Below are 24,308 nucleotides of genomic sequence, written 5' to 3' on the forward strand. Positions count from 1 at the left end.
CAACAGACCCTAAGGTTTTGATGCCTCATTTTTCCCCTTTCGGCGCAGCAGCGCCAAGGCGGCATTGGCCTCGAATCGCCCAGCTTCCTCGATGTATCCTTGCACCGTGCCGTCGTGTCGCCAGCCACCTTGCCGCTTGATGTCCTTGAAATCAGCCCCGGATCGATGTGCGCTGGTGGCCAAGCCCCGCCGCAAGCTATGGCTGCTGAGTTCCGGGACGTATGCTAGATTCGCCGCTTTGGCACACGCCTCCAGAATATCGTTGATACTGCCGTCGCTCAGCGGATCAGTGCCGATGGCACCCCAGCGAGTGACGCGCCGGAACACTGCCCCCGAAATGATGTTCGCCGCTTCCAGCCAGCGCTTCAAGGCGCGAACCGGGCAGCATATTCCATCCGGACCGCCGTAGGGAATCGCCTTGCTGACACCTTCCCCTTCCTGGTCGGTCTTCGAGCGCGCGAGCGTGATCACTAAACCGTCCGTTTCCCAAGCCAATTCCTCCACCATCAGTGCGGCCAACTCGCTGCGGCGCAGCGCGCCGAAAAAGCCGATCTGCAAGAGTGCATTATTCCGTATCGCAATCAGGCTGATGTCCGGCTCCAGCTTGGCCACGATCGCTTCCAAGTCCTCAATTGGCAGCGCCTTCGCCTTCTTCTTCGGCTTGCCGTGGGTGCGCGTGATGCCCTTCAAGGTCTTGCGCACGCTCGGATCGGTGGTCGGGTCCGGGAACCTCTGGAACGCATGCCATTGCGCTAGCGCCGTCAGCCGCAGCGCCAGCGTGCGCGGGTTCAGGGAGTCGGAATAAGCCAGCAGATACCGCAGCACTGCCCCCGAATCACAAGGCAGCGCTCCGCCCCAGGCGTAGAAATGTCGGATCGCCGAGCGGTAGGTGCGGCGCGTGTTTTCCGAGGTTGCCGCCGAGATAAAACGCTGGTGGCGCTCCCACATTTCATGTTCGGAAATGAGCGTACCCGTGTTACGTTTTGACAGATTTCCCGACAAAACGACATTTTCCGGCTTCTTTTCTTCCATACCCATTTTTGTCGCTCACTTTCGCGGTTTTTGGTTACGTTACGTCAAGAGTGATGCAGAATTCGACATTAAGTCACGATAACATAAATTATCGCAACTATTATTTTTAAATTCATGCATATATTTTTAACGTAATTTATCGTAATATTACGTATAACGTATTATATTACTTTATTTGAGGAAGACGCTATGGCCCGTGCCGGTATTCTGTATTCTCATGTCGCCCAAGCCGCCGCCCAACTGATAGGGGCAGGCAAAAATCCCACCGTCGACAGCGTCCGCGAAGCCTTGGGCGGCACCGGCAGCAAAAGTACCATCGCGCCTTTTCTCAAGCGCTGGAAAGCCGAGCAGCAAGACACCATGGCGGCCGTTGAATCCGGCTTGCCGGCGTCGCTTCTCCAGGCGGTCACGGGACTGTACGAACATATGCAAGCCGAACTGACGTGCAAGCTCGATCAAGCCAAGCAGCAGCACGCCGAAGAGCTTCACGTTGCAGGCGAACGCGAACAGCAGTTCAATGATGAACTGCAGGCCGCTTTGAAGACCAAGGCAAATTTGTCAGAGGATCTCGCTCAAACGCGCTGTGCACTAGCACAGTTACAGGAGGCGCATCACGCTCAGAGCCTGTCGCTCGCCACGGCTCAGGCGGAGAACGTCGGCTTCCAACAGCGCTTGGCCGACCGCGCCAGCGAGGTGACGACGCTAGACCATCAACTGACACAGACACGCGCGCAGTTTGAGCACTATCAGGAAGCGACTGCAGCCCAACGTGCTGAAGAACGCCAAGCGTACGAGCAACGTATCGCTCGCCTCGAACAGGATTTGGCCAGCGCAAACCGACAGACCGCTGTACAGCAAACGACAATCGGCCAGCAGGAAATGCTCATCGCCAATTTTACCGCCGAGTGTGACCGCCAGGATCAGGCCCTCCATGCGACACAAGAGGAATTGACAGCGGTGCGCTCGGCGCGAGACCGTCTTACTGACCAGGTTCGGGATCTGATGACAGCGAAAGACGACTTGGTCGCGCGATTGACAGTCGCACGACAGCAGCTAAGCGACATGCGGGCAGCGCTGGCAGCCCAAGAACAAGCATCCAGTATGCTGACCGACCAAGTGCGCCGTGCCGAAGAGCGCGTCGATCATTTGGCGCAGGAAAAGCACACTTGGCTGCAGGATCGCGGCGCGCTCGAACAGCGTTTGTTGTCGGCTGAGCAGAAATTGGTCGCTCTTACCGGTTCAGCCACCACAGCATAAAGTCGGCAAGATCGGCATGACGGGAATGTCCCGGGACGCAAAACCGATGTCGGCGATGCACAGTGGCTGGCCACCCTCGCACGGGCCGGACTGCTGCGCGGATCGTTCATACCGCCTGCAATGATGCGCGAGCTGCGCCTGATCTCGCGCCAGCGACAGAAGCTGGTCAGCCAACTGGCGTCCGAGAAGAATCGCCTGCACAAAGTGCGGTTTATAGCCTGATTATAAGTTCCATCAAGAGCACTTCGCTACACTAGGAGGTCTTGCTGCGATTGATCCAGAGGCTCAGCAAAGGCTATGAGAAAAGCTCAGCTTTTGTTTTTTGAGACTTGATGCACGACATAACGTAATTCGATCTCGCGATTACCGTGCAGTACTCAAGAGCTGTAGGTTGATTGCGATATTCCGCGGAAGGATAAGAAGGATTATTCATGGATCTATTCCAGAAGCAGTCATGGCAGGCCTCTGTCAGATCCTTTCAGCCGGCCTTGCTCCGATTCCTGGATTCCCCGGATAACACCGTCACATAGGAAAACAGCAGTTCTTCCAGAAATAATCTTGGATTGAGCGGATGCCGGGCAAGCTGCTGCGTTTTATCCAGGGCCCGCAAATAAGCTGCCATTGAATACGGATCAAGCCCGGATGCCAGGGATTTTATTTGCGCGAGCATGTCCAGATGATAGCGGACCTTCTGCGCCATACGAAAACTCATCAGATCGTAGCACCACTTTTGCAGCCAGCTGACCACCATGACAAGGTCCGATTTCTGCATTTCCTCTGCCAGTGCCAGCACGTCGAAACTTGATGGAGTGCTGATCTGCTGGATGAAGGCGCTGTGCCGCACAAGATAATCTTCGTTCGCGAATTCCAGTGCGGTCAGGGGAGCGTAGCCAGCCGAGGCCAGGCATCTTTCAGGCGCTTTGACACCCTGCTGTTTTAACCACAGTGCTGCGGAGGCCGCATCGGGGGCTGGCATGACGATCTGGCGGCAACGGCTGCGGATGGTCGGCAATAAGTACTGTGCCTGATGCGTTACCAGTATGAACAACGTTTGGAGCGGCGGTTCTTCCAGATTCTTCAGAAGGGCGTTGGCAGCAGCCGTATTCATGGTTTCCGCCGGATGGATCAGGATGATCTTATAGCCGTTCTGATGGCTGGTAATATTGACGAAGTCGCCCAGCTCCCGTATTTGCGAGATACTTATCTGTCTGCTGGGTTTTTTTGCGGACTTGCCGGTGGCCTGATTCGCTGCCCTGGAAAAAGATTGAGCTTCTGCCTCATCTCCAGTTTCCACACCTTCCTCACCCGCTCCCTCTCCCGAGCCGGACGTTGCCGTGATCGCTTCGGGCTCGACAAGGCAGAAATCCGGGTGACTGCCTTGCTCAAACCAGTGGCAGCTTGCGCAGACCTCGCACGCCTTTCCTTCGACAGAGGGATTTTCACAGAGCCTGGACTTCGCCAGATAGCGGGCAAACGCAAGCTTGCCCAGTCCCTTTCTGCCTCGTAACAGCAGGGCGTGGCCCAGCGGACCCACAAGTTTCCGCCATACTTCGTCCTGCCATCCGTAAATATTGCTCATACGCAAATCGTTGCAATACTTTTTTCAACGGACCTCCTGACATCCTCCAGCGACTGGTTGGCGTCTATCACCCGTATTCTTTCAGGAAATTTTTTTGCCCGCTCCAGATATGCCTCTCGTACTCTCCGGAAAAATTCATCCTGTTCTTTTTCAAACCGGTCCGCCTGCTTGATGTTGCTGGTTCGCTGCCTTCCCGATGCGACAGACACATCGAGATAAAGGGTAACATCCGGCTGAAACTTACCCTGCACCCACCGTTCGAGTTCATTCAATTTCTGCAGGGATAATCCCCTCCCCCCGCCCTGATAGGCAAAGCTGGCATCGGTGAAACGGTCCGATATTACCCAGTCGCCGCGGCTCAAAGCAGGCAGGATGACCTTGTCCAGATGCTCGCGCCGAGCGGCGAACATCAGCAGTGCCTCGGTTTCCGCGTGCATCGCCTGCCGGCCATCGAGCAGGATGCCGCGCAATGATTCGCCCAAAGGAGTGCCTCCAGGTTCACGTGTGACAATCACGGTATTTCCTTTTTCCTTCAGGAGATGCTCCAGCCACCGGAGATGTGTGGTCTTGCCTGCGCCGTCGATTCCTTCCAGAGTGATGAACTTGCCCCTCATTAGTGTGATGTCATTCCTGAGAATTACGATACTGGCAATGCTATTTGCTATTGTTTGCGGGCCGGAAGGAAACGTGTCCAGTCAGGCAGCCTGGTCTGCTTCGAGGCGAGTTTAACTTATACTTGTGGAAGGTAATAGCTGCAAATCCATTTAACCGAGCTGGAGAAAAAGAAGCTGCAAGCCGCAAGCCTGGATAAGGGTAAAAACATAAGGGTAAACAGTTATACTGTTCCACAGTGCGTACAAAAACACACAAAAGGCGCAAATACAAAAGGCAATCAGGAGTTCATTCATGACTGATGATATTGGAAGCGTATTCGCACGCTGGGCGGTTTTATTTGCACTGGTGTTCAGCACCTCGATTTCCAGCGTTTCCAGCGCCGCTGCCCAGCAGGCGGAACGGAATCGGCAGGACAGACCGGCAACGAACACGGCTGAGCCTGCTTCGCGTCCGCGGGGGCAGCCATTGACCGAATTCGAGAAGATGCAACTGCACCATCGGCGCTATAGTGCTGCTGCAAATAACATGGCACATTTGTTCAAGCTATTGAATCAAAAAATCCAGGAAGTATCTCTGGCAGCAAAAACCGTCGAAGCCAAGGACAATTCCCATAACAGGCGCCAACTGGAAATCCGGTTACAGCAACTGGAAAGTGCCCGCGTGGCTTATAGCGTTCAATATTTGCAACTGCAATCACAGATGCAAAACGAATATCGCAATTATGCTGCGATCAGCAACGACCTGAAGGCAAAGTATGATGAGCCCACAAGGAGCCGGGGAGAGATTGCCCGAGATGCCGACAGTACGAAGGCGAGATCCGCCGTGAGTAAATCGGCTAAAGCCAGGAGTATGGAAGATAAGGATACAGGGAGCCATGCAAAGGCGGAACCCCGCATCGAGGAACAGCCTGTTGCCGATTCAGCAGCCAGGGATCCGCGTGTCCTGGATCTGGACACCAAGGAGGTCAGGGCAAGGCGCGAGGGACGCTCGAAAATTGAACCATCTGAGAGCTCTCTGCCCGCCACGGAACAACCATGAAGTCAGCGCATTCATCTTACTACCCGCTTCCGGTCGTCGGGCCCGCAAGTGCTTCCCGCAGTCTTTTTTCCTGATCAGCCTTGAGAGCTCCGCCACCAGCGAAACGCTTGGGGTCGCCATCGCGCAGTTCCACCGCTTCGCGCGTGCCGGTCGAAGCGCCTGCCGGAACGCCCGCGACCACCTTCTGCCCGTGATTGGTCGAGCAACTCACTTCAAGCGTAGGCTGCCCGCGCGAATCAAGAATTTCGCGCGTTTTGAGTTCTCGAATGGTGACTGCCATGGAGTGTCTGCGCTTTTTTGTCGAGGTGACTTGGCTCTGCTTGCTCTGCTCCGGTGTCGGTGTGTCAGGGGTGCTGCCCGTCCCCGGGCGTCGCATTGAGCACGGTCAGCGTCCAATGGCCGCCGTTCCATTCGATGCGGTTCCAGCAGCCGTTGGCTTGCGGTATGTCTTCCGGCGCCTTACTGAGCTTTGGGATCAGCCCAGCCAGCAGCGCGCGGTTGGTCGCATCGTGCCCCACGATGGCGATGGCTGGGCCGCTCGAAGTGGCAAGCAGGGAGTCGAACGCTTGCTTTACGCGCTGGCACAGGGCGTCCCAGGGTTCCACGCCTGGCGCGGCGTCGATGGTGCCAAAGCGCTGCAATACCTCGCTGCGCTCGACGCCGGTCCACTCGCCGTAATCGCGGTCGTTGAGGCCATCCATCGTCTCGACTCGTAGGCCGGCCGCGCGTGCCACGGGTTCGGCTGTCTTGAGCGCGCGCTGCAGTGGGCTTGACACTGCGCGCGACAGGACGATACCGGCAAACAATTGCCCTAGCGCCTCGGCTTGAACGCGTCCCGTCGCGGTAAGCTCAAGATCAGCGCGACCGCGCAGGCGATCCGATATGTTGTATGTCGTCTGTCCGTGGCGCAGGAGGTAAACCGTGGTCACGCGCTGAGAGGGATCATTGGTGTTCATGGTTCTCATCCTCTCTGAAAGCAGACCCGCGCATGCATCATAATGGGTCAGGTTGATGCTTTATTTGAGGTTGATCTCACCCTTTTCATCCCGAACCACAACCACTGCATCATCAAGATCCAATAAAGCTTTTTGCACATAAAGACGGACACTACCATCTCCGGTAATTAAAAAATAGTGTACCGTGAAAATCGTTGCTCTCTTTCCCCCTTCCCTTTGCTTAATCTCCCTTTTCAGGTAAAGGATTTTTCCAATTGTTGTTATAGGTTGGCTGGCAGTTTGTCAAGTTTTAGCCGCATGCTGAACAACTCACCGATTGCTCCCTGGTTAAGCGGGCGCGAAGTGGATGCCCCCGAAGTGGATGCCCCTATAAAAAAGTTATCGACACTGCAATTTCACGAATTCTTTATGTAATGGAAACAATTTCATCACACAATTTGTGTTAAATCCAATCGAGCCCCATAAATGATAGATCCGTAGCGGTGAGCTTGTGTTGTTGTACGCTGCTCGCCGCGCCACTTCTATTCGGAAAAAGGAACAGGAGACAGATAAGGGGCAAAGAGGGGTAGAAGCTGACAGGTGGCACTGAAATTCTTTCTTATTAATATTTTAGGGGAAATATCATGCGACAGATTCGATCCTATTTGCCTTCACTTACAGCAGGCGTCGTGGCATCCCTGCTGACCATTCCTGCCTGGGCGGTTACATTCACACCCACCAATCTTGTGACCGATGATCAGCTTGCTCATGCCGCACAGATTACCGACGCCGGTCTCAAGAATGCGTGGGGAATGTCCTATGCTCCTGGCGGACCCTTCTGGGTCTCTTCGACTGATGGCGGAACAGTCCGTTTGTATGGTGTGAATCCAGCAACACAGGCGACTGCCCAGCGACCCTTGACAGTTTCCATCCCGGGCGAGGGTAGCGTGACCGGGCAGGTATTCAACAGTGCATCATCATTTGGGGACAATCGCTTTCTGTTCGTAAGCGAAGATGGCACAGTTTCGGGCTGGCGTCCCGCTCTGGGTACGACGGGTTTGATACCGGCAGACACGCTGGTGCCGGCATCCGCGAGCAACAGTTATAAGGGTGCCGCTATCGGCAACACCGGGGGACACGATTATCTTTACGCGGCCAACTTCAAAGCAGGGACGGTGGATGTTCACAAGGGAGATGCAGCGGCGCCATCACTGGCTGGTTCGTTTACCGATCCCGGCCTTCCCAGTGGATATGCTCCTTTCAACGTCCAGAATCTCAACGGATCGCTGTATGTGACCTATGCCCTGCAGAATGCAAGCAAGGATGACGAAGTGGCCGGGGCCGGGCTGGGTTTCGTTGACCAATACACTCTGAACGGTGATTTCGTTGCGCGGGTTGCATCCGGAGGAACCTTGAATGCCCCGTGGGGTTTGGCTGTAGCGCCTTCTTCGTTTGGTTCCGCTGCCGGTGATCTGCTGGTAGGAAATTTCGGTGATGGCCATATCAATATTTACGATGCCAATACGCATGCTTTTCTCGGCCAGGTGCTCGATGCCAACAATCACCCCGTAGTGATTGACGGCTTATGGTCCATTTCACCGGGGAACGATACCATGGCAGGCAGCAGTCATCTGCTGTATTTCACGGCAGGACCCAATGAGGAAGCCCACGGTTTGTTTGGTGTCCTCACACCCGTCCCTGAGCCTTCCGCTTATGCAATGATGCTGGGGGGACTTGGCGCGTTGATGCTGCTGGTCAGGCGCCGCACACTGGGATGAAGTTTTGATGAATCGAGGAATCACTGCGCCTCAATTTCATACACTTTATTCTTGACTTTATTTGTAACAGTTTTATCATATAAGCCGTTGGACAAGTGATCCCTCCTTTGTAAGTGGAAACTTTAAACCCGAAGTCGATAACGTCTTCGGGTTTTTTATGCCCGCGGAACTTGATCTGTTCCAATCAATCTGCCCCTGTTGGCGAGGGGATCTCCTGAGCGCGCGAGATCGATGCTCCTTTTCCACAATCCTGGATAGCAATAATTCGTACTCCGCTTGCTATTTGTTGTGTCCGAGCATTAGTCCCGCGATTTCGATGCCGAGACCAAGGATGAAAAGAAGTGCGCCGATCCAGATATCTTCCGGCGCGAAGAACATCAGTATTCCGCCTAATATCATAAATGAGATAGACAAAATCCGTTTAGTGCGAACGCGAAGGGTCATGGCACACAGCCTTTTCACACAGCTTTTTGCAAGCAGATTTAGCAGATTCCGCTGAAGCAGATATCCGGATATCCTTATACAGACAATCTAACTATAGACCCTGGTCGCGAAAATGCTGGAGAAGGAGATTCCTGCCGCATGGAACGCGATATTGATTTCGGCTGGATGGAATCTGGTTAAACAGGCCGCTGTTTATGAGAGTTGCTTACTTTGCCCTTCTTTCAAGCTCAAAGACCATCGAATCAGCAAGGGAAAGAAGTGGCTTTATAGCCTGATCAACTTTATCCGCAAGAGTCGCTGGCGCGATGTTGTGCGCCAGGGATGCCTTGAGCGCCTCTTGTAGACGGGTTGGTTTTTCGGTCAACAGGTGGTGCAGGTCGGCGGGCAGTCCCTGACGTAAGAGACTATAGACCACAGCCGGTTCCATGGCGTAATGAAAACACCACTGGTCATCCAGCCGAAGATAATTCAGGTGCTCCAGCGGAATGCCTGTTTTACCTTCGAGGAAACTTAAATCCTTATCGGTCAATTGGTGAACAGGCTCACCATCAATAAGCAGCTTCAGCGCAGCAATATATCGCTCATACTCGGATGGTCCCCGGAATTTTCCCGATTCGACCTCCAGATCGACCACTTGCTGTAGTGGAGCATTGAATATGATTTCTGAAAATCCGATCTCGTCTCCTGTTTCTTTGCCTTCGCTATCGGACGGTTCGAAAACGCGCACGATCAGATCCGCTTTGTCCTTCATCCGGAGCTTGTTTGTGCTATATGTAATCTGATAGCTTCCTTCCGCATCCGTGATTTCCTGGCCCAGCAATGTCTCTGATCGCATGTCCCGATCAAATGCACGGACGAGGAGATGAGGAAGTGGGAAGCCATCCACTTGGCGAATTGTGCCCCGAACGATGCAAAGCGTTTTAACTGTGATATCAAGGAACTCCTGAATCGCAGCTGGATTCTTCCTTGCTTCAGCTACAATGCCGCCCCCCGGATCGAGTACCTGCACAAGCAGATCAGGACCTTTTCGTCCATTCGAACGCCAGGCATAGTCGATACGATAGAATCCATCGTCCTGAACCGCGCCTATTGCGCCACACCGTACAAATGTATTCCCCGAGAGAGCATCGAATGCGCAAACGGTAAAGCCGCTTGCGCGCAGCGGAGCCCCATCTTCCTGGAAAATCTGCCCGCTAACAGTATAAATCCTGGTCCGTGGGACATCCGGACCGATGGTCACGGTGGCGATGGCCGAAAGCTGGTTCTTCAGGTTTTCCGCCTGATCCTGCGATAGTTCTTCAATCGTAAAACCACGTTCCCACAAGATTCGGGAAAAATCATTCTGTTTGCGGGAAACAGGTATCATCAGGTCGAACAGCGCGCGAAGTTCCCCGTCGGTGACGAAAATACGCACCGAGTTATCTATGACCCTGGGTTCCAGGTAATTCATACCTGCAAGCGCTCGCTGCACATTCTCTATTTCGCCTGAATTCAACCTTTCCAGCAATATGCCCTGCTCCAGAATGTGCTGGCGCAGATTTTTGAAACCTTTAACGAAGCTGAACAGCTTTTGTAGAATGTCGAATTTCTTGTCTGGCTGACTGAACTGGATGGTAGCTCGCATGGTTGGGTCGGTTTCTATGTCCGCTATCGGTTATTTTTTTAATACTTGTTCAGCCCATTCGAGGAAAGCAGCAAAGGGAGGGAGAACTCATATGCAGCATCTTTCTGACGTTCTTTGCGACTTAACTGGAAACGATTTCCAGGCATGGAAGACCTCTTCACAAGCCATTGTTATTAGAGCCCAATGTAAAAACTGGTTCAGTACAGTGTACAGCAGTTTATGTATCCAAGGCCCCGAATATCTTCTGTTGCTGCAACAAGCATAGCGGCTGGTTATGCTCTCGCATCAAATGACTAGTCTTCCCACCATTAAACATAGCTGATGGGCATAAGAAATCAAGCTTTTTGTTGCTTGTGCATCCAAAACTGGAGCTTATACATGTACATGTCTTACCGGTATTCGTAGTATTTGTGGATGAAATGAGGGCAATCAGCCATGACCGTCGTTATTGATGGATTGCCCCCTCGCGCTGATGGGTTACGCTTTGCTGCACTCCTCCTATGAAAATCTATCAGGAAGATAGATTGATCTATTGAAAGATTATGAAAAATTCTCCTATCGTTAGCGCCAAGAGCAGGAATTTTGAATGGCGTCTGGCTAACCTGCCGAGGCCGGCTTACCCCGAAGACCTCCCTGTAGTAGCTCTGCGACAGGAGATTGCACAGGCGATTCGGGAAAACCAGGTAGTGATCGTCAGCGGTGAAACCGGTTCGGGCAAGACCACGCAATTGCCGAAAATCTGCCTTGAACTCGAGCGGGGCGTGCATGCAATGATCGGGCACACGCAGCCTCGCCGCATCGCGGCACGGACCGTTGCGGCACGAATCGCTTCGGAACTGAAGAGTCCCTTGGGGCATGCAGTAGGGTACAAGGTGCGCTTTTCGGACAAGGTGAGCCCGGAAACGTATGTCAAGCTCATGACGGACGGCATTCTGCTGGCGGAGACCCAGGGCGATCCGAATCTTCTTGCCTACGACACGATCATCATTGATGAGGCGCACGAACGCAGCCTGAACATTGATTTCCTGCTCGGATATCTCAAGCAACTGCTGCCGCGCCGGCCGGATCTCAAGCTGATCGTTACTTCCGCAACCATCAATGCCGAGCGATTCTCCGCGCATTTCGATAGTGCGCCTGTGATTGAAGTATCCGGCCGCATGTATCCGGTGGAAGTATGTTATCGACCCATCGAGGCCCCGGCTCGCGCTGCTTCCGCTACCGAGGAAGATCGGAATGAAGATAAAGCCAGGAACAAGACCAGGGATAAAGATAAGGACAGGCAGAAGGATAAACAAAAGGATAGACAGAAGGATAGAGACGGGGATGAGGGCGACATGGAGCAGGCTATCCTTGATGCGATGGATGAAATCAATCGCCGTGGGCCGGGTGATGTACTGGTGTTCCTGCCCGGCGAGCGGGAAATCCGCGATACGGCCGAGGCGCTGCGCAAGCATGCTTTTGGTGGTCCTGGCACGGGCCGCGCTGGTGCCGAAATTCTGCCATTGTTCGCGCGCCAGTCCTATGCCGATCAGGAACGGGTTTTCAAGTCTGATGGCAGCAGTCTGCGGCGCATCGTGCTGGCCACCAATGTGGCCGAGACCTCGCTGACCGTCCCGGGCATTCGCTACGTGATCGATACGGGGGTGGCACGCATCAAGCGCTACAGCTATCGCAACAAGGTGGAACAGTTGCAGGTGGAGAAAATTTCACGCGCCTCCGCTAACCAGCGCGCAGGGCGTTGCGGCCGGGTGATGAGCGGTATCTGTTTCCGACTTTATTCCGAACAGGATTACCTCGCCCGCCCGGAATTCACCGATCCGGAAATCCTGCGCTCTTCGCTGGCCGCCGTGATTTTACGCATGAAATCTCTCAAAATTGGGTCAATCGAGAATTTTCCTTTCCTCGAACCGCCCCTGCCACGCATGGTTGTGGACGGCTATCAATTACTGACTGAGCTCGGCGCGGTGGATGACAACAACGCCCTTACCAGCATCGGCTGGCGGTTGGCCAGGTTTCCCATCGATCCCAGGATCGCCCGCATGATCCTGGCGGCGAAGGAGGAAAACTGCCTGAGCGAGGTGCTTATCATCGCCTCTGCCCTGAGCGTGCAGGACCCGCGAGACCGTCCATTCGAACGGCAGGAAGCCGCAGACCGGGCCCACCAGAGCTTCCAGGACGAGCACTCCGATTTTCTGAGTTATCTGAAGCTGTGGGATTTTTTTGATGACCTGATCAAGCATAAAAAATCCAACCGGAAGTTGATCGAGCAATGCCAGGAAAACTTTTTGTCGCATCGCAGAATGCGCGAATGGCGTGAGATCCATGGTCAATTGCATACGTTGGTAGTGGAAACAGGATTGAAACCCAACGAGATACCGGCGAACTACGATGAAATGCATCGGGCGCTTCTCGCGGGGTTGCTCGGCAATATCGGCTTCAAGATCGACGAGGATAACGAATACCTCGGAGCGCGCGGCGTCAAGTTTTCGATTTTCCCAGGTTCCGTGCTGAAAAAGGCTAAACCCAAATGGATCGTCGCTGCAGAGCTGACGGAAACCACCCGGCTTTATGGTCGAGGTGTAGCGAAAATCGATCCTGCCTGGGTGGAAAGGATCGGTGGAAAGCTTTGCAAGAAGCACTATTTCGACCCGCACTGGGAGAAGAAATCAGCGCAGGTATCGGCATTCGAGCGGGTGACCCTGTATGGATTGACAGTAATACCGAAGCGGCGTGTCTACTACGGCAATATCAACCCGAGAGAAGCACGCGAGATTTTCATACGCTCGGCCCTCGTAGCAGGGGAATACATTACCCAGGCCCCATTTTTTGAGCACAATCGCGAGCTTATCGCCAATGTTGCCGCTCTCGAACATAAAACCCGCCGGCCGGATGTGCTGGTGGATGAACAGGAAATTTTCGCGTTTTACGATGGATTGATCCCCCAGGGGATCAGCAACGGCGCAGCTTTCGAGAAATGGCACAGACAGGCTGAGCGTGACAATCCCCGCCTGCTCTACATTACCAAAGAATACCTGATGCGCCATACCGCGCAGAGCGTAACGGAAGAGCGGTTTCCCGATACCCTGCTCGTAGACGGCTTCCACCTGTCGCTCACCTATCGCTTCGATCCTGGACACGTGTTGGACGGGGTCACCATTACCGTACCGTTGCCGCTGCTGAACAAGCTGGATGCGGCGCAATTCGACAACCTCGTCCCGGGACTGATTCGTGAAAAAATAACCTGGTACCTGCGAGCGCTTCCCAAACAGATACGCCGCTACGTTGTACCCGTCCCGGAGTTTGTAACGCAGTTCCTGGAAAGCGCAGAACATGCAGCAGCAACTTCGCCGCCTGCACCCCTCCCCTTGCCCCTGGCCGAGACACTGGCCCGGTTTATCCGGACCAGGACTGGCATTACCGTCCCGCCGGATGTCTGGCGGGACGAAAAACCGCCTCTGCATCTGATGATGAACTACAGAATTGTGGACGATGCGGGGCAAGAGTTGGCAATGAGCCGTGACCTCGGACAACTGAAAGCACAACTCGGACAGGCAGCACAATTGACATTCTCCCGTTCCGAGGCAGGCGAGCATAATCCTCTTGAACGCGATGATGTAAAACACTGGGATTTTGGCGATCTGCCGCAAGAAATTACCTTCAACCGCGCAGGAAAGAGCATGACCGGCTTTCCTGCTCTCGCCGAACGGGATGGAAAAGTATCGATTCGCCTGTTCGACACGCGGGAAACGGCAGAGACCAGCATGCGTAGCGGCGTGCGTCAATTGCTGCGCTTCGATCTGAAGGAGCAAATGAAGCAGCTGGAAAAAGATCTGTCAGGACAGGGGACAAAGGGGGGAAAGGGTGGAAAGGGCAGATACCTGGCGCAGGCGGCTTTTCAACTGCATACGCTCATCAAGCCTGATCTGCTCAAGGAAGATATATTGAATGCGGTTGCAGATCGCGCCTTTATTGCGGATGATGCGCTGCCCCGCAGTGAAAAGGAATTTGTCGCCCAGCGCCAGCGTGCTCGCGCGCGACTGCCTGCCGTGGCTGAGGGTCTGGTTCGCATCGTGCAAAGCGTTGCGGACGAGTACCAGTCGTTGATGGCCAGGGTTTCTTCAATCGGAGGAACGGGTAAGGTTGGCATGCAAAAAACCGGCGCAGCAGGTGGCGGTAACGCTGGTAATCCGGGAGCGGACTTGATGATCCAACTCCGCAACCTCATTTATCCGGGATTTTTGAGCGCCACCCCTTGGGAATGCTTGCAGCATTTACCGCGCTACCTGAAAGGCATGATCCTCCGCCTGGATAAGTATGGCGCCAATCCTGAGCGCGACGCGCGTCACGCTGCTGCCATTGCCGGATTATGGAACCGGTATGAACAGCGCCTTGAAAAACATCGCAAGGGGGGAACCGATGATCCCAAGCTCGTTGGGTTCCGCTGGCAGATCGAGGAGCTCCGTATTTCGCTGTTTGCCCAGGAATTGAAAACGCCCTACCCTGTTTCGGTCAAACGACTGCAGAAATTATGGGAGGAAGTCAGTATGTGAGGCAGGATGAAGCTCTGCGCACCGCTGGTAGATTCCTGCTTTCGCAGGAATGACAAAAACATAATATGGCAATGACAATTGTAGGTCGGGCGGAGCCGGCCTACTGATAGGTTACGGCTCGGTTTATAGCCTTTAGCAGTTTGACGGATATTTGACGGGTTAGAGCTCTCTCCTCGACGCGTACACAAAGCAGTGCTCAATTAAGCAGCCGGTTTCAGCTCGGGAATATATCGCTCTATCAGGTAGTTTGCGGCTACTCTGTATTCGCTGCCGGGAGCAATTTCCACCACTTCTGACCCAGCATTCGCGGTTTCAACGCAAACAAAGCGTTCGTAGTCGTCATCCTTCAGGTCGCCCATCTGTGCAGAAATTTTCGCCCAGGGGTTCCATACGACAGCAGTCCTGCTGTCGCTCGCTCGAATGCGAATCCGGCGATCATAAGCAATATCGTCGATCACCAATTCTTTCTGCACATTCTGGTAAATGCGATCGACTTCGGAATTGATCGTTATTGCACCTGCCTGGGTTTTTTGAGCGTAATTGTCGACTTTATCGAGATACGCGACCCCCTCGAGACCGAGAATGGTAACCTGATCGATATGCCCGACCCTGAAGTAGGTATGCAGCGCCTGCGTGATTGAAAAAGGCACGGTATCTTTATTTCGCGTGATCAACTCAAGATTCAGGGATTCTCCCACTGTGACTTCGAGATCCAGATCGAACGAATGCGGCCAGATAGCCCTTGTTTCGGCTGTGTCGGTCAAACCGAGCGTCACCTTGCTATCGCCATTTCCAGTCGCCTCCGTTTTAATGACGTTCCAGAGCCGGTTGCGCACAAAACCATGTACAGGACGCCCTTGCTGTTCCGGATCCGGGCCGAACCAGGGCCAGCAGATGGGAGCGCCGCCCTTGATACCTTTACCTGCTTCATAATATGCAGCTTCGCTCAGGAACATCAGGTTCTGCTCATTTGCAGGCTGAAAAGACAATACCTGCCCCCCATAAACAGAGATCACTGCGCTACCCTTGGCATTATCGACCATGATAAAGGGGAATCCCCCTGCCCCCTCCATGAATTTGGCCTGCCCCTCGATCCCGTGGTTTTTATTCAACTCTTCTATATTCATTTCATTCCTTATTCGCTTCTGGAGATGCCTCGTAGAAGAGGATCATAATGGCACCTGAACATTTTGTCATCAACAGCTGTTTATGCTGATCGACCTGCTGACGCAGGCCGATCAGCGAAGCAGAACGAGCCTTGGAATTGCTTCCGCCTCCATCCAGACAACCGCGTTTTGCCCGAATTCCTTTCCAAGCGCCTTTGTTGTCTCCAGATTCAGTCCAAGCACGAGAAAGCTTTTTTCCGACGACCACGCTCCGGCAGGATCGATGCCTTCGCCTTCGATAATCTGGCTCTGCCTGGCAACATACCGATCGAGGCTCTTCCGGAGATCCAGACATGCCTTCATGTTCACTTCATGACTTTCCGCCGCACCAAAGGGGTTGCAGGCGGTGATGAATGCCGCACAACGATGGCCAGATGCTGCTAAGAGCCTTGCCAGGGGCTCGGAATACTGGTCCACATGCAACGTTATTGCCTCATGGCCTAAGCCCGCCCGATAGTAAGCCGAGCGATAGGCATAAATGAGATCATCAGGGATTTCAGTGTATGGCAATGGTATCTCCGGCCAAGCTTTCCATTCCCAAGCATTTTATGAGTGCTACATTTACCCATTGACACGGGTAGTCAGGGTAAGTTGCAACTGTGCGGGGAGAGTTTTTCCTATGAAAGGTGACGTATCACCCTGCAAGGATTTCCTGCAGCGAAAACGTTTGCGGGAATGTCTCTGGTAACAATGCTACCCGGCCCGATAGTCGTGCCCCGTCCGATCGTGACGCCTGGATTGATGACTGCCCCACCGCCAATCCAGACGCTGTCTTCCACCGTAATGGGTTTAGCGGCTTCCAGGCCGGTATCACGGTCCTCCGCTGCAAGGGGGTGGGTTGCAGTATAGATCTGCACCGCCGGGCCCAGAAAGACGTTATGCCCCATGATGACTTGCGCGCAATCCAGCACGATGCAATTGAAGTTGGCGTAGAAGTTATCCCCTACCACGAGGTTGTAACCGTAGTCGCAATAAAACGGCGGCTCGATATGGAGGTTTGACCCCGATGTTCCGAGCAGTTCCCTCAAAATTGCAGATCGTTTTTCAGTCTCGTCCGGAAGGCTGTCATTGAAAGCCTTCGCTAATCTTTTGGCACGCTTTCTTTCCTCGACCAGCAGTCGATCGCTGGAGCGATATAGTTCTCCATTCAGCATTTTCTGCTTTTCGGTCTTATCAATCATGCCATCTATTTAATAGCATTTGAAGAAGCTTCAGAAAGAAAGCTTTCCCGAGGAAACGCCCGGCGCTGCCACTCCAGTCAGGTTTCAGACATTCTCCCGGTATGCTCCAGCGAGCATGGCTGTTTATTACTCTCGGGGTCATACTTGGCGCCCCAGTGTATGAGCGCATGAAGAGCCGGGGACAAATCCCTTCCTTTTTCCGTGAGCGTATAAATGACCCTTCTTGCATTAAGAGGATCGCGCTGCCTTGAAATGATATTGCACTCCTCCAGCTTTTTCAGACGATCTGAAAGAATATTGGATGCAATTTTTTCGGGTGAAGCGAGAAAATCCCGGAAATGCTGCTTGTCCTTGAACAGTATGTCGCGAATAACAAGCAAAGTCCATTTGTCACCCAGGATATCCAGTGCGCAGCTAACGGGACAGGAAGAACGCTTGTTCTGGTCTTTAATCATGCTCACATTATGTTTGATTTTTCCGATACGATTCATTTATTATACTTTCAATATGCAACCAAATACGAGAATTGAGACTCTATCTGGTGATTGCCAATACAATTTTTTTCCTCGGAACGACTTTATTTCTCATCTGGATCAGATAGCGCGTTATAGCTTGTCCAGCGAAGGTTATGCCTTTCTGGATGGACGATATGAGGCTGAAAGGCAGCGGCAAGCAAATACAAATCAAGAGGAGTAGATGATGAAGCAAGCGATACAAGCCGGTACATCGATTCTTGTCCTGGTAGCAACGTTATACAGCGGTTTGGCGACCGCTCATGGAAAAGTCTCGATGGAGGAAGATAGCTGCATGCGACGGCTTGGCGACAGCAGCATGGTTCATTTAAGTGCCTATCAGCCGCAGTATGAGCCTGCAGATCAATACTGCACCGAAATTCCCAAAGGGGGAAACACGTTTCTGGTGGTTGACCTCGTGGATCCCGCATTACGGGATATCCCCATCGGGATGCGAATTGTAAGAGGAAGCAATGAAACAGAAGATGAAACGGTATCTTATGTCAGGCCGAGCTATCACCCTGATGGAGTGATCAAGGGGGAAACCGCCCTGGACAAGGGAGAGTATACGGTTTTCATAACCGGTGAGGCAGTGCCTCCCGTGCGCTACGAATATCCGTTGCGCGTAGAAATGATAAATTACGCAAAAACTTTTCGTGCCGCGGTCGGCCCAATGATAGCCGCTCTGCTGCTGACCCTGCTTGGTTACAAGATCATCCAGTCCAAGCGGGTGAAACAATGGATATCTTCTCGCGAGTCATAGGCACTCAGAGGTTTAGCCAATTAAGTAAGGCTTAGCGATAAGGGTCTGGTTGCTGCACATTCCTTATTCCTCGATACGTTAATAAAGGTACTCCTGAGGGTCTGAATTTCCGCATAACTCCAATCCACTTGAAAGGAATAAGTCGTGTGGAGTTCGTAATAGTTAGCTATCCAACTCGGAGGCAGGTATATGTCGACGGCGATCTGACCGGCTATACCAATGAAGTCCTCCAGATGGATGCAGGCACGCACAAATTTACTCTGGGCCCTCCGGAGGACTGTGACCCCGTCTTTTGCGAAGTCATGGTTAAGGGAACCAATGTTCTGCTTCCCATGAAAATTGCCTTTATCAAGAAATGGTAGGTATGAGTATCCGACTTCGCACATGCATGGCTGCCCTTGCTGGAGCCCTGTTGCTGGTCGGATGTGGCTCCTTTCAGGTAAATCCTCCCTTGGCCAGGTACGATCCCTCCTCAGGTTACCGTTTCGAAAAACTGGAGCAAGGAAGCAATAGTGATAAACTGTTTGTCATTCTGGTTTTCTCGGGCGGCGGTACCCGGGCAGCGGCGTTATCTTATGGAGTGCTGGAAGCTCTCCGCGACACCCAGATCCAATGGGAAAACCGGAGAATATCGTTGCTGGAGGAAGTTGATGTAATTTCATCGATATCCGGGGGAAGTTTTCCTGCCGCCTATTACGCCCTGTATGGATTGCGGATTTTTGACGAATTCCCGAATCGCTTTCTCTACAGACCCATCCAATCCGAATTGATTGACGCGACGCTGACTCCAGCGGGGCTATTGAAGCTCGGCGGAGCGAGCTTCGGGCGCAGTGACCTGGCTGCGGAGTTTTATGACCAGGAGGTATTTGGAACAGGCACCTATGCGGAAGTAATTGCCCGGGGGCGACGACCTTTCGTGATCCTGAATGCCACGGATATGACGACGGGAACGCAATTTCCCTTTACTCAAGACCAGTTTGACCTTTTATGCTCAGACCTATCAGGAATTTCACTGGGACGGGCAGCAGCGGCATCCTCGGCGTATCCGGGAGGACTTACGCCTCTCACTTTTCAAAACTATGCGGGCAAATGCGGCTACCATCAGCCTGAATGGGTGAATCTTGCCGCTCAGGATCATAAGTCGCGCATCAATATACGTCGAGCGGCGCGTGCGGAAAACAGGCTTTCGTATACCGATATCGAACACAACCCGCGTAAATACATCCACCTGACCGACGGCGGCGTGGCAGACAATATCGGGTTGCGGGAGCCGCTCACGGCGATTAACAGTTTAAATAACTCCTGGAGCGTGCTTCGCCTGATAAACCAGAAGAAAGTGGATAAACTGGTGGTAATCGTGGTGAATGCCGGCACAAACCCCGCCACAAGCCGGGATCGGATTCCAGAGGTTCCCGGGCTCGTTGATACCCTGACTGCCGCGGCTGTGGTTCCATTGGGCAATTATTCATTCGATACCCTTGAATTGTTGCGGCAGACGGTAAACGAGTTCAACGAATCGATGCGACTGGTATCCGGATGCAAGGAGTTGGCTGCCAACAAAGGTCCGCGGTGCGAGTTGGATATTCCCGTACCGCACCAGATTGAATTCTTTCCGATCGAGGTGGCGTTTGAATACATCGAAGCCGCCGACGAGCGAAACTGGTTCAAAAATCTTCCTACCACTCTGGAATTGCCCCGAGAAACGGTAGATAAACTACGGGTGGTCGGGCAACAAATACTCAACGAAGATCCCGAGTTCAAAAGACTGATGGAAGCGTTGCATGGATGTGCCGCCCTTGCGGGACAGCGTTGCTGATGGAAAAATTCCATGGGATCACACCGTAGCTTACCAAAAAAGAAAAGGAAAGAACATGACGAAGATTCTCGGATTCGCCGCGCACGGCCCCAAGCAGAAACTCGAATCATTCACCTATGACGCCGGGCCTCTCGCGCCGGAGGAAGTGGAAATTGCGGTGGAGCATTGCGGTCTTTGTCATTCCGACCTTTCAATACTGAATAATGACTGGGGTATCACGCAGTATCCCGTTATTCCTGGCCACGAAGCCATCGGTCGGATTGTCGCGATGGGGAAACAGGCAAAGGGATTGCAAATCGGGCAGCGGGTAGGGGTTGGCTGGAATGCAGGCAGCTGTATGCACTGCCATGAATGCATGACCGGCGATCACAACCTTTGTGCAAAAGCCACCGCGACAATCATCGGGCATTATGGGGGGTTTGCCGACAGAGTGCGAGCGCACTGGGCGTGGGCCATTCCTATATCTGAGAAGCTTGAAAGTTCCTCCGCAGGCCCGTTACTCTGCGGGGGGATTACCGTATTTGCGCCGCTTGCGGCCCATGTAAAGCCGACCGATCATGTAGGTGTCGTCGGTATTGGCGGCCTTGGTCATCTGGCGCTGCAATTTGCGAATGCCTGGGGTTGCGAAGTTACGGCCTTCTCTTCCAATCCTTCAAAGGCGGAAGAAATGCGCGCACTCGGCGCTCATCGTGTTCTCTCCAGTCGTAACAGCAACGAAATTCGCTCGGCAGCACGCTCGCTCGATTTTCTGCTGGTGACCGTCAATGTTCCGCTTGACTGGGCATTGCTGCTCCAGACGCTGAAGCCGAAAGGACGCATGCATCTCGTTGGCGCAGTGCTCGAGCCCCTGCCCATCCCCGCTTTCGAGCTTTTGAGTGGACAGAAGAACGTTTCAGGGTCACCGACCGGTGGGCCTGCGATGATATCGGATATGCTGGATTTTGCTGCCCGCCACGGCATTCAGCCTCAGGTAGAGCGCTTTCCCATGAGCAGGGTCAATGAAGCGGTTGCGCATCTGACTGCTGGAAAGGCGCGCTACCGCATAGTCCTGGACGCGGATTTTTAATCGGCAGCAGCCAGGAAGTACGAATGCGTGATCAGCCGCTTCGCGGCAATTCAACCGTCACTTCATTCGGGCATGATCCATAACAAGCTCTTCGGCAGGCTCAGGGCAGAATGAACAGCACGCCTGCATCTGAACCGGAGGGCATTTAATGGACCCGAAGGAACAAAAGACGCAGCAATCACCCGAACGAGGCCGCAACAGTGCCTTGCAGTCTTCGCATTCATAATAAAACTGGCAGGCGTCAACCGGCATGATCTCTCGCTTGACGTGCTTACAGTAAGGACACGTCAATTCCGATTCCGGAAGAGGTGTATTATTCGTCAATAGAATTCCCGGGAGTGGTAAAAAATTGTGGCGTTATGCACTCCAGTTTACTGCTGCTTCTACTGCTTCGCTTCCTCCGCCATCTCACGGTGAGACTCCGCCATCCTCCTGTTTTCCTCCGCAGCTTCCTCATAGATGCGAGCGAGTGCTTGGGCATGTTCTTTCACATCGATGGTTTTTCTGCCATAGTAATATCCGTGTTTCCGATATTCGGTCAGGCACCTTTTCTGCTCATTTGCCCTCGCCTGCATGGCTTCCGCCGCAGCCTGATAGTGCCGGGCCAAGGCATAATGATCCTTACTGGTTTTCGCGCTCCGAATGGCGCTTGTCATATCCATGGGATGGGGATCGATGTGGGCACAGGATATGAGGGCCAGGGCTGCTAGAATTACAAAAAATAAGCGAATTTTCATTTGCTATCTCTCTTTTGGCTGTTCCTAAAATGATATAGCACTGTAAGTTATAGCAGCATTCCGCAACTTTGACGCAGGTACCCGAATGAAAATCTGGCCAGGCACCCCCTACCCCCTTGGGGCGACATACGATGGAGCGGGAACCAATTTCTCGCTGTTTTCCGAGGTGGCGGAACGCGTCGAACTGTGCCTGTTCGATGAAGCCGGTCGCGAAACCAGGGTAGGTTTGCCCGAGGTGAGAGGATACTGCTGGCACGGCTACCTGCCTGGGGTAGAACCTGGACAGCGTTATGGTTTTCGGGTGCATGGGCCATGGGCCCCGGAGCAAGGCAATCGTTGTAATCCCGCGAAGCTGTTGCTCGATCCCTATGCAAAAGGGATCGATGGCGACATTACCTGGGATGAAGCTGTATTCCCCTATCTTTTCGATGACCACGATGCACGGAATGACAAGGATAGCGCGCCTTTCATGCCCCGCAGCATCGTTCATCAACCGTTTTTCGATTGGTCAGGGGATCGCCAGCTTCAGCGTCCATGGCACGAAACTGTCATTTATGAGCTGCATGTCAAGGGATTCACGGCACAACATCCGGACATACCCCCTGAACTGCGGGGCACTTATGCAGGTCTCGCACACTCCGCCTCCATCGAGTATCTGAAGCAGCTTGGGGTCACGGCTGTCGAGCTGCTGCCAGTGCACTACTTTGTGCAGGACAAACATCTTCTGGATCAGGGTTTGCGCAACTACTGGGGTTATAACTCCATTGCCTATTTTGCCCCCCATAGCGCCTACGCCGCGGACAAGCGTCCAGGAGCCGCAAGTGCCGAATTCAAGCAAATGGTCAAGGCTCTGCATCAGGCGGACATAGAGGTTATCCTCGATGTGGTGTACAACCACACTGCGGAAGGCAACGATCTTGGGCCAGTGTTATCCCTGAAGGGGAGCGACAACGCCTACTATTACCAACTCATGGAGGATCGGCGTTACTACAGGGATTACACTGGCACAGGCAACTGCCTTAATATGAGGCAGCCGCATGTGCTGCAATTGATCATGGATTCTCTTCGCTATTGGGTGCTGGAAATGCACGTCGATGGTTTCCGCTTCGATCTCGCATCTGCGCTCGCACGCGAACTGCATGAGGTGCAAATGCTTAATGCATTTTTCAACATTATCCAGCAGGATCCTGTTACGAACCAAATCAAGCTGATCGCGGAACCCTGGGACCTGGGAGAAGGCGGTTACCAGGTGGGGAAATTTCCGTCAGGCTGGTCTGAATGGAACGGCAAGTACCGGGACTCTATTCGCAATTTCTGGCGCACTCAGGAACCCACGCTAAGCGAATTCGGCTACCGTTTTACCGGAAGTTCAGACCTTTACGAGGGGAATTCGCGTCATCCTTTTGCAAGCATCAATTTTGTCACCTCGCACGACGGTTTCACGCTGCGTGATCTGGTGTCTTACAACGAAAAACACAATCTGGCCAATGGCGAGGACAACAGGGACGGCACGGACGATAACCGTTCCTGGAATTGCGGTGTCGAGGGCCCTACGGATGACACAGAAGTGCTTACGCTGCGCGCCCGGCAGCAGCGCAATTTCCTGGTTACCCTGATGTTGTCACAGGGCGTGCCCATGTTGCTCGCGGGGGATGAATCAGGTCGCACCCAGCAGGGGAACAACAATGCATACTGCCAGGACAATGAAATTTCCTGGGTGGATTGGAATAAGGTGGATACCGGTTTACAGGAATTTGCCAGGCGTCTTGTTCGTTTCCGCCACGATCACCCGGTCTTCCGCCGGCGACGGTGGTTTCAGGGTCAACCCATCCACGGCGGGAGTCAGGACGATATTGCGTGGTTCAATCATATGGGCGAACAGGCCAGCGAGGAGTTGTGGGGTGACGATGTGATTCAAAGTCTGGGAATTTTCCTCAACGGGGATAGTTTCCCGAATCCCAATGCACGAGGAGAGCCGGTGAAGGATGACAGCTTCTACTTGATTTTCAATGCGCATTTTGAGCCGATCGATTTCGTTCTGCCTCCGACCCGATGGGGGCCACGCTGGCAGAAGATACTCGACACCAACGAGGGCTGGGTAGAGAATGCAGCAGATAAACCCGGACTCGAAGCTGGAGCGACTCTGTCAGTCATGCCTCGGTCACTGGTGCTTTTGCAGCGCCAGACATGAAGCTCTCTCATCCAGGATGACTTT

21 protein-coding genes and 1 pseudogene are annotated in these 24,308 nt (G+C 53.4%); 10 read left to right on the forward strand and 12 right to left on the reverse strand.

The window, feature by feature from the left end:
* Positions 1-9: 9 nt before the first annotated feature.
* Positions 10-1,032 (reverse strand): site-specific integrase, encoded by a 1,023-nt coding sequence (locus tag ACZ5BW_RS07210; RefSeq protein WP_464543592.1) that lies wholly within the window; start codon positions 1,030-1,032, stop codon positions 10-12.
* Between the two features lie 189 nt (positions 1,033-1,221).
* Between ACZ5BW_RS07210 and ACZ5BW_RS07215 the strand changes: the two genes are divergently transcribed.
* On the forward strand, positions 1,222-2,289 hold the full coding sequence (locus tag ACZ5BW_RS07215) for a DNA-binding protein (protein WP_464543593.1): 1,068 nt from the start codon (positions 1,222-1,224) through the stop codon (positions 2,287-2,289).
* Between the two features lie 12 nt (positions 2,290-2,301).
* Positions 2,302-2,496: pseudogene (locus ACZ5BW_RS07220) on the forward strand (IS110 family transposase); the annotation flags it as partial.
* A gap of 271 nt (positions 2,497-2,767) precedes the next feature.
* Here the strand turns inward: ACZ5BW_RS07220 and holB are convergent.
* Together holB and tmk are read right to left on the reverse strand one after the other, a co-directional pair.
* Positions 2,768-3,868: a DNA polymerase III subunit delta' gene (holB, locus tag ACZ5BW_RS07225; protein WP_464543594.1), complete on the reverse strand. Its 1,101-nt coding sequence runs from the start codon at positions 3,866-3,868 to the stop codon at positions 2,768-2,770.
* Positions 3,865-4,482: a dTMP kinase gene (tmk, locus tag ACZ5BW_RS07230; RefSeq protein ID WP_464543595.1), complete on the reverse strand. Its 618-nt coding sequence runs from the start codon at positions 4,480-4,482 to the stop codon at positions 3,865-3,867. The genes holB and tmk overlap by 4 nt, the downstream gene beginning before the upstream one ends.
* Positions 4,483-4,774: 292 nt before the next feature.
* On the opposite strand from tmk, the gene ACZ5BW_RS07235 reads away from it, so the two are divergent.
* Positions 4,775-5,521, forward strand: coding sequence for a hypothetical protein (locus ACZ5BW_RS07235; RefSeq protein ID WP_464543596.1), 747 nt, complete (start codon positions 4,775-4,777; stop codon positions 5,519-5,521).
* 19 nt (positions 5,522-5,540) lie between these two features.
* Here the strand turns inward: ACZ5BW_RS07235 and ACZ5BW_RS07240 are convergent, their stop codons facing one another.
* Entirely contained in the window at positions 5,541-5,801 is a 261-nt protein-coding gene (locus ACZ5BW_RS07240) for a hypothetical protein (RefSeq protein WP_464543597.1), read from the reverse strand.
* 64 nt (positions 5,802-5,865) lie between these two features.
* Positions 5,866-6,477 carry a histidine phosphatase family protein gene (locus tag ACZ5BW_RS07245; RefSeq protein WP_464543598.1) on the reverse strand — a complete coding sequence of 204 codons (612 nt, stop codon included), beginning with the start codon at positions 6,475-6,477 and terminating at the stop codon, positions 5,866-5,868.
* 623 nt (positions 6,478-7,100) lie between these two features.
* Between ACZ5BW_RS07245 and ACZ5BW_RS07250 the strand changes: the two genes are divergently transcribed.
* A complete protein-coding gene (locus tag ACZ5BW_RS07250; protein WP_464543599.1) occupies positions 7,101-8,234 on the forward strand; it encodes a TIGR03118 family protein in 1,134 nt (377 codons plus the stop codon).
* A gap of 649 nt (positions 8,235-8,883) precedes the next feature.
* Here the strand turns inward: ACZ5BW_RS07250 and ACZ5BW_RS07255 are convergent.
* Positions 8,884-10,302, reverse strand: a complete 1,419-nt coding sequence (locus ACZ5BW_RS07255; RefSeq protein WP_464543600.1) for a hypothetical protein — start codon at positions 10,300-10,302, stop codon at positions 8,884-8,886.
* A 542-nt stretch (positions 10,303-10,844) separates the two neighbouring features.
* On the opposite strand from ACZ5BW_RS07255, the gene hrpA reads away from it, so the two are divergent.
* Entirely contained in the window at positions 10,845-14,852 is a 4,008-nt protein-coding gene (hrpA, locus tag ACZ5BW_RS07260) for an ATP-dependent RNA helicase HrpA (RefSeq protein ID WP_464543602.1), read from the forward strand.
* A 200-nt stretch (positions 14,853-15,052) separates the two neighbouring features.
* Here the strand turns inward: hrpA and ACZ5BW_RS07265 are convergent, their stop codons facing one another.
* The 4 genes from ACZ5BW_RS07265 to ACZ5BW_RS07280 all read right to left on the reverse strand — a co-directional run bounded on the left by ACZ5BW_RS07265 (position 15,053) and on the right by ACZ5BW_RS07280 (position 17,654).
* Positions 15,053-15,979, reverse strand: a complete 927-nt coding sequence (locus ACZ5BW_RS07265; RefSeq protein WP_464543603.1) for a D-hexose-6-phosphate mutarotase — start codon at positions 15,977-15,979, stop codon at positions 15,053-15,055.
* Between the two features lie 111 nt (positions 15,980-16,090).
* On the reverse strand, positions 16,091-16,528 hold the full coding sequence (locus tag ACZ5BW_RS07270) for a DUF3293 domain-containing protein (RefSeq protein WP_464543604.1): 438 nt from the start codon (positions 16,526-16,528) through the stop codon (positions 16,091-16,093).
* 107 nt (positions 16,529-16,635) lie between these two features.
* The gene (locus ACZ5BW_RS07275) at positions 16,636-17,199 is read right to left on the reverse strand and encodes a sugar O-acetyltransferase (RefSeq protein WP_464543605.1); all 564 of its coding nucleotides are present in this window, start codon (positions 17,197-17,199) and stop codon (positions 16,636-16,638) included.
* A 77-nt stretch (positions 17,200-17,276) separates the two neighbouring features.
* Entirely contained in the window at positions 17,277-17,654 is a 378-nt protein-coding gene (locus tag ACZ5BW_RS07280; RefSeq protein WP_464574214.1) for a winged helix-turn-helix transcriptional regulator, read from the reverse strand.
* A gap of 241 nt (positions 17,655-17,895) precedes the next feature.
* On the opposite strand from ACZ5BW_RS07280, the gene ACZ5BW_RS07285 reads away from it, so the two are divergent.
* The 4 genes from ACZ5BW_RS07285 (at position 17,896) to ahr (ending at position 21,356) form a co-directional block, all read left to right on the forward strand.
* Entirely contained in the window at positions 17,896-18,474 is a 579-nt protein-coding gene (locus ACZ5BW_RS07285) for a hypothetical protein (RefSeq protein WP_464543608.1), read from the forward strand.
* Between the two features lie 146 nt (positions 18,475-18,620).
* Positions 18,621-18,836 (forward strand): hypothetical protein, encoded by a 216-nt coding sequence (locus ACZ5BW_RS07290; RefSeq protein ID WP_464543609.1) that lies wholly within the window; start codon positions 18,621-18,623, stop codon positions 18,834-18,836.
* Positions 18,837-18,838: 2 nt separating this feature from the next.
* Complete coding sequence (locus ACZ5BW_RS07295) at positions 18,839-20,290, forward strand: patatin-like phospholipase family protein (protein WP_464543611.1); 1,452 nt, start codon at positions 18,839-18,841, stop codon at positions 20,288-20,290.
* A 55-nt stretch (positions 20,291-20,345) separates the two neighbouring features.
* Positions 20,346-21,356, forward strand: coding sequence for an NADPH-dependent aldehyde reductase Ahr (gene ahr, locus ACZ5BW_RS07300; protein WP_464543612.1), 1,011 nt, complete (start codon positions 20,346-20,348; stop codon positions 21,354-21,356).
* Between the two features lie 57 nt (positions 21,357-21,413).
* Here ahr and ACZ5BW_RS07305 read toward each other — a convergent pair whose 3' ends face one another.
* Positions 21,414-21,608: a GDCCVxC domain-containing (seleno)protein gene (locus ACZ5BW_RS07305; protein WP_464574216.1), complete on the reverse strand. Its 195-nt coding sequence runs from the start codon at positions 21,606-21,608 to the stop codon at positions 21,414-21,416.
* Between the two features lie 131 nt (positions 21,609-21,739).
* The gene (locus ACZ5BW_RS07310; RefSeq protein WP_464543614.1) at positions 21,740-22,093 is read right to left on the reverse strand and encodes a hypothetical protein; all 354 of its coding nucleotides are present in this window, start codon (positions 22,091-22,093) and stop codon (positions 21,740-21,742) included.
* An 85-nt stretch (positions 22,094-22,178) separates the two neighbouring features.
* Here ACZ5BW_RS07310 and glgX point away from each other — a divergent pair, with 85 nt between their 5' ends.
* A complete protein-coding gene (gene glgX / locus ACZ5BW_RS07315) occupies positions 22,179-24,284 on the forward strand; it encodes a glycogen debranching protein GlgX (protein WP_464543615.1) in 2,106 nt (701 codons plus the stop codon).
* Positions 24,285-24,308: the final 24 nt, after the last annotated feature.

This window comes from Nitrosospira sp. TNL300 (assembly GCF_055385915.1).

Excerpts from the sequence above, each read along its gene's own strand:
- ACZ5BW_RS07210 (WP_464543592.1), bottom strand. The coding sequence starts at position 1,032 with ATGGAAGAAAAGAAGCCGGAAAATGTCGTTTTGTCGGGAAATCTGTCA.
- ACZ5BW_RS07215 (WP_464543593.1), top strand. The coding sequence starts at position 1,222 with ATGGCCCGTGCCGGTATTCTGTATTCTCATGTCGCCCAAGCCGCCGCC.
- holB (WP_464543594.1), bottom strand. The coding sequence starts at position 3,868 with ATGAGCAATATTTACGGATGGCAGGACGAAGTATGGCGGAAACTTGTG.
- tmk (WP_464543595.1), bottom strand. The coding sequence starts at position 4,482 with ATGAGGGGCAAGTTCATCACTCTGGAAGGAATCGACGGCGCAGGCAAG.
- ACZ5BW_RS07235 (WP_464543596.1), top strand. The coding sequence starts at position 4,775 with ATGACTGATGATATTGGAAGCGTATTCGCACGCTGGGCGGTTTTATTT.
- ACZ5BW_RS07240 (WP_464543597.1), bottom strand. The coding sequence starts at position 5,801 with ATGGCAGTCACCATTCGAGAACTCAAAACGCGCGAAATTCTTGATTCG.
- ACZ5BW_RS07245 (WP_464543598.1), bottom strand. The coding sequence starts at position 6,477 with ATGAACACCAATGATCCCTCTCAGCGCGTGACCACGGTTTACCTCCTG.
- ACZ5BW_RS07250 (WP_464543599.1), top strand. The coding sequence starts at position 7,101 with ATGCGACAGATTCGATCCTATTTGCCTTCACTTACAGCAGGCGTCGTG.
- ACZ5BW_RS07255 (WP_464543600.1), bottom strand. The coding sequence starts at position 10,302 with ATGCGAGCTACCATCCAGTTCAGTCAGCCAGACAAGAAATTCGACATT.
- hrpA (WP_464543602.1), top strand. The coding sequence starts at position 10,845 with ATGAAAAATTCTCCTATCGTTAGCGCCAAGAGCAGGAATTTTGAATGG.
- ACZ5BW_RS07265 (WP_464543603.1), bottom strand. The coding sequence starts at position 15,979 with ATGAATATAGAAGAGTTGAATAAAAACCACGGGATCGAGGGGCAGGCC.
- ACZ5BW_RS07275 (WP_464543605.1), bottom strand. The coding sequence starts at position 17,199 with ATGATTGATAAGACCGAAAAGCAGAAAATGCTGAATGGAGAACTATAT.
- ACZ5BW_RS07280 (WP_464574214.1), bottom strand. The coding sequence starts at position 17,654 with ATGATTAAAGACCAGAACAAGCGTTCTTCCTGTCCCGTTAGCTGCGCA.
- ACZ5BW_RS07285 (WP_464543608.1), top strand. The coding sequence starts at position 17,896 with ATGATGAAGCAAGCGATACAAGCCGGTACATCGATTCTTGTCCTGGTA.
- ACZ5BW_RS07295 (WP_464543611.1), top strand. The coding sequence starts at position 18,839 with ATGAGTATCCGACTTCGCACATGCATGGCTGCCCTTGCTGGAGCCCTG.
- ahr (WP_464543612.1), top strand. The coding sequence starts at position 20,346 with ATGACGAAGATTCTCGGATTCGCCGCGCACGGCCCCAAGCAGAAACTC.
- ACZ5BW_RS07305 (WP_464574216.1), bottom strand. The coding sequence starts at position 21,608 with ATGCCGGTTGACGCCTGCCAGTTTTATTATGAATGCGAAGACTGCAAG.
- ACZ5BW_RS07310 (WP_464543614.1), bottom strand. The coding sequence starts at position 22,093 with ATGAAAATTCGCTTATTTTTTGTAATTCTAGCAGCCCTGGCCCTCATA.
- glgX (WP_464543615.1), top strand. The coding sequence starts at position 22,179 with ATGAAAATCTGGCCAGGCACCCCCTACCCCCTTGGGGCGACATACGAT.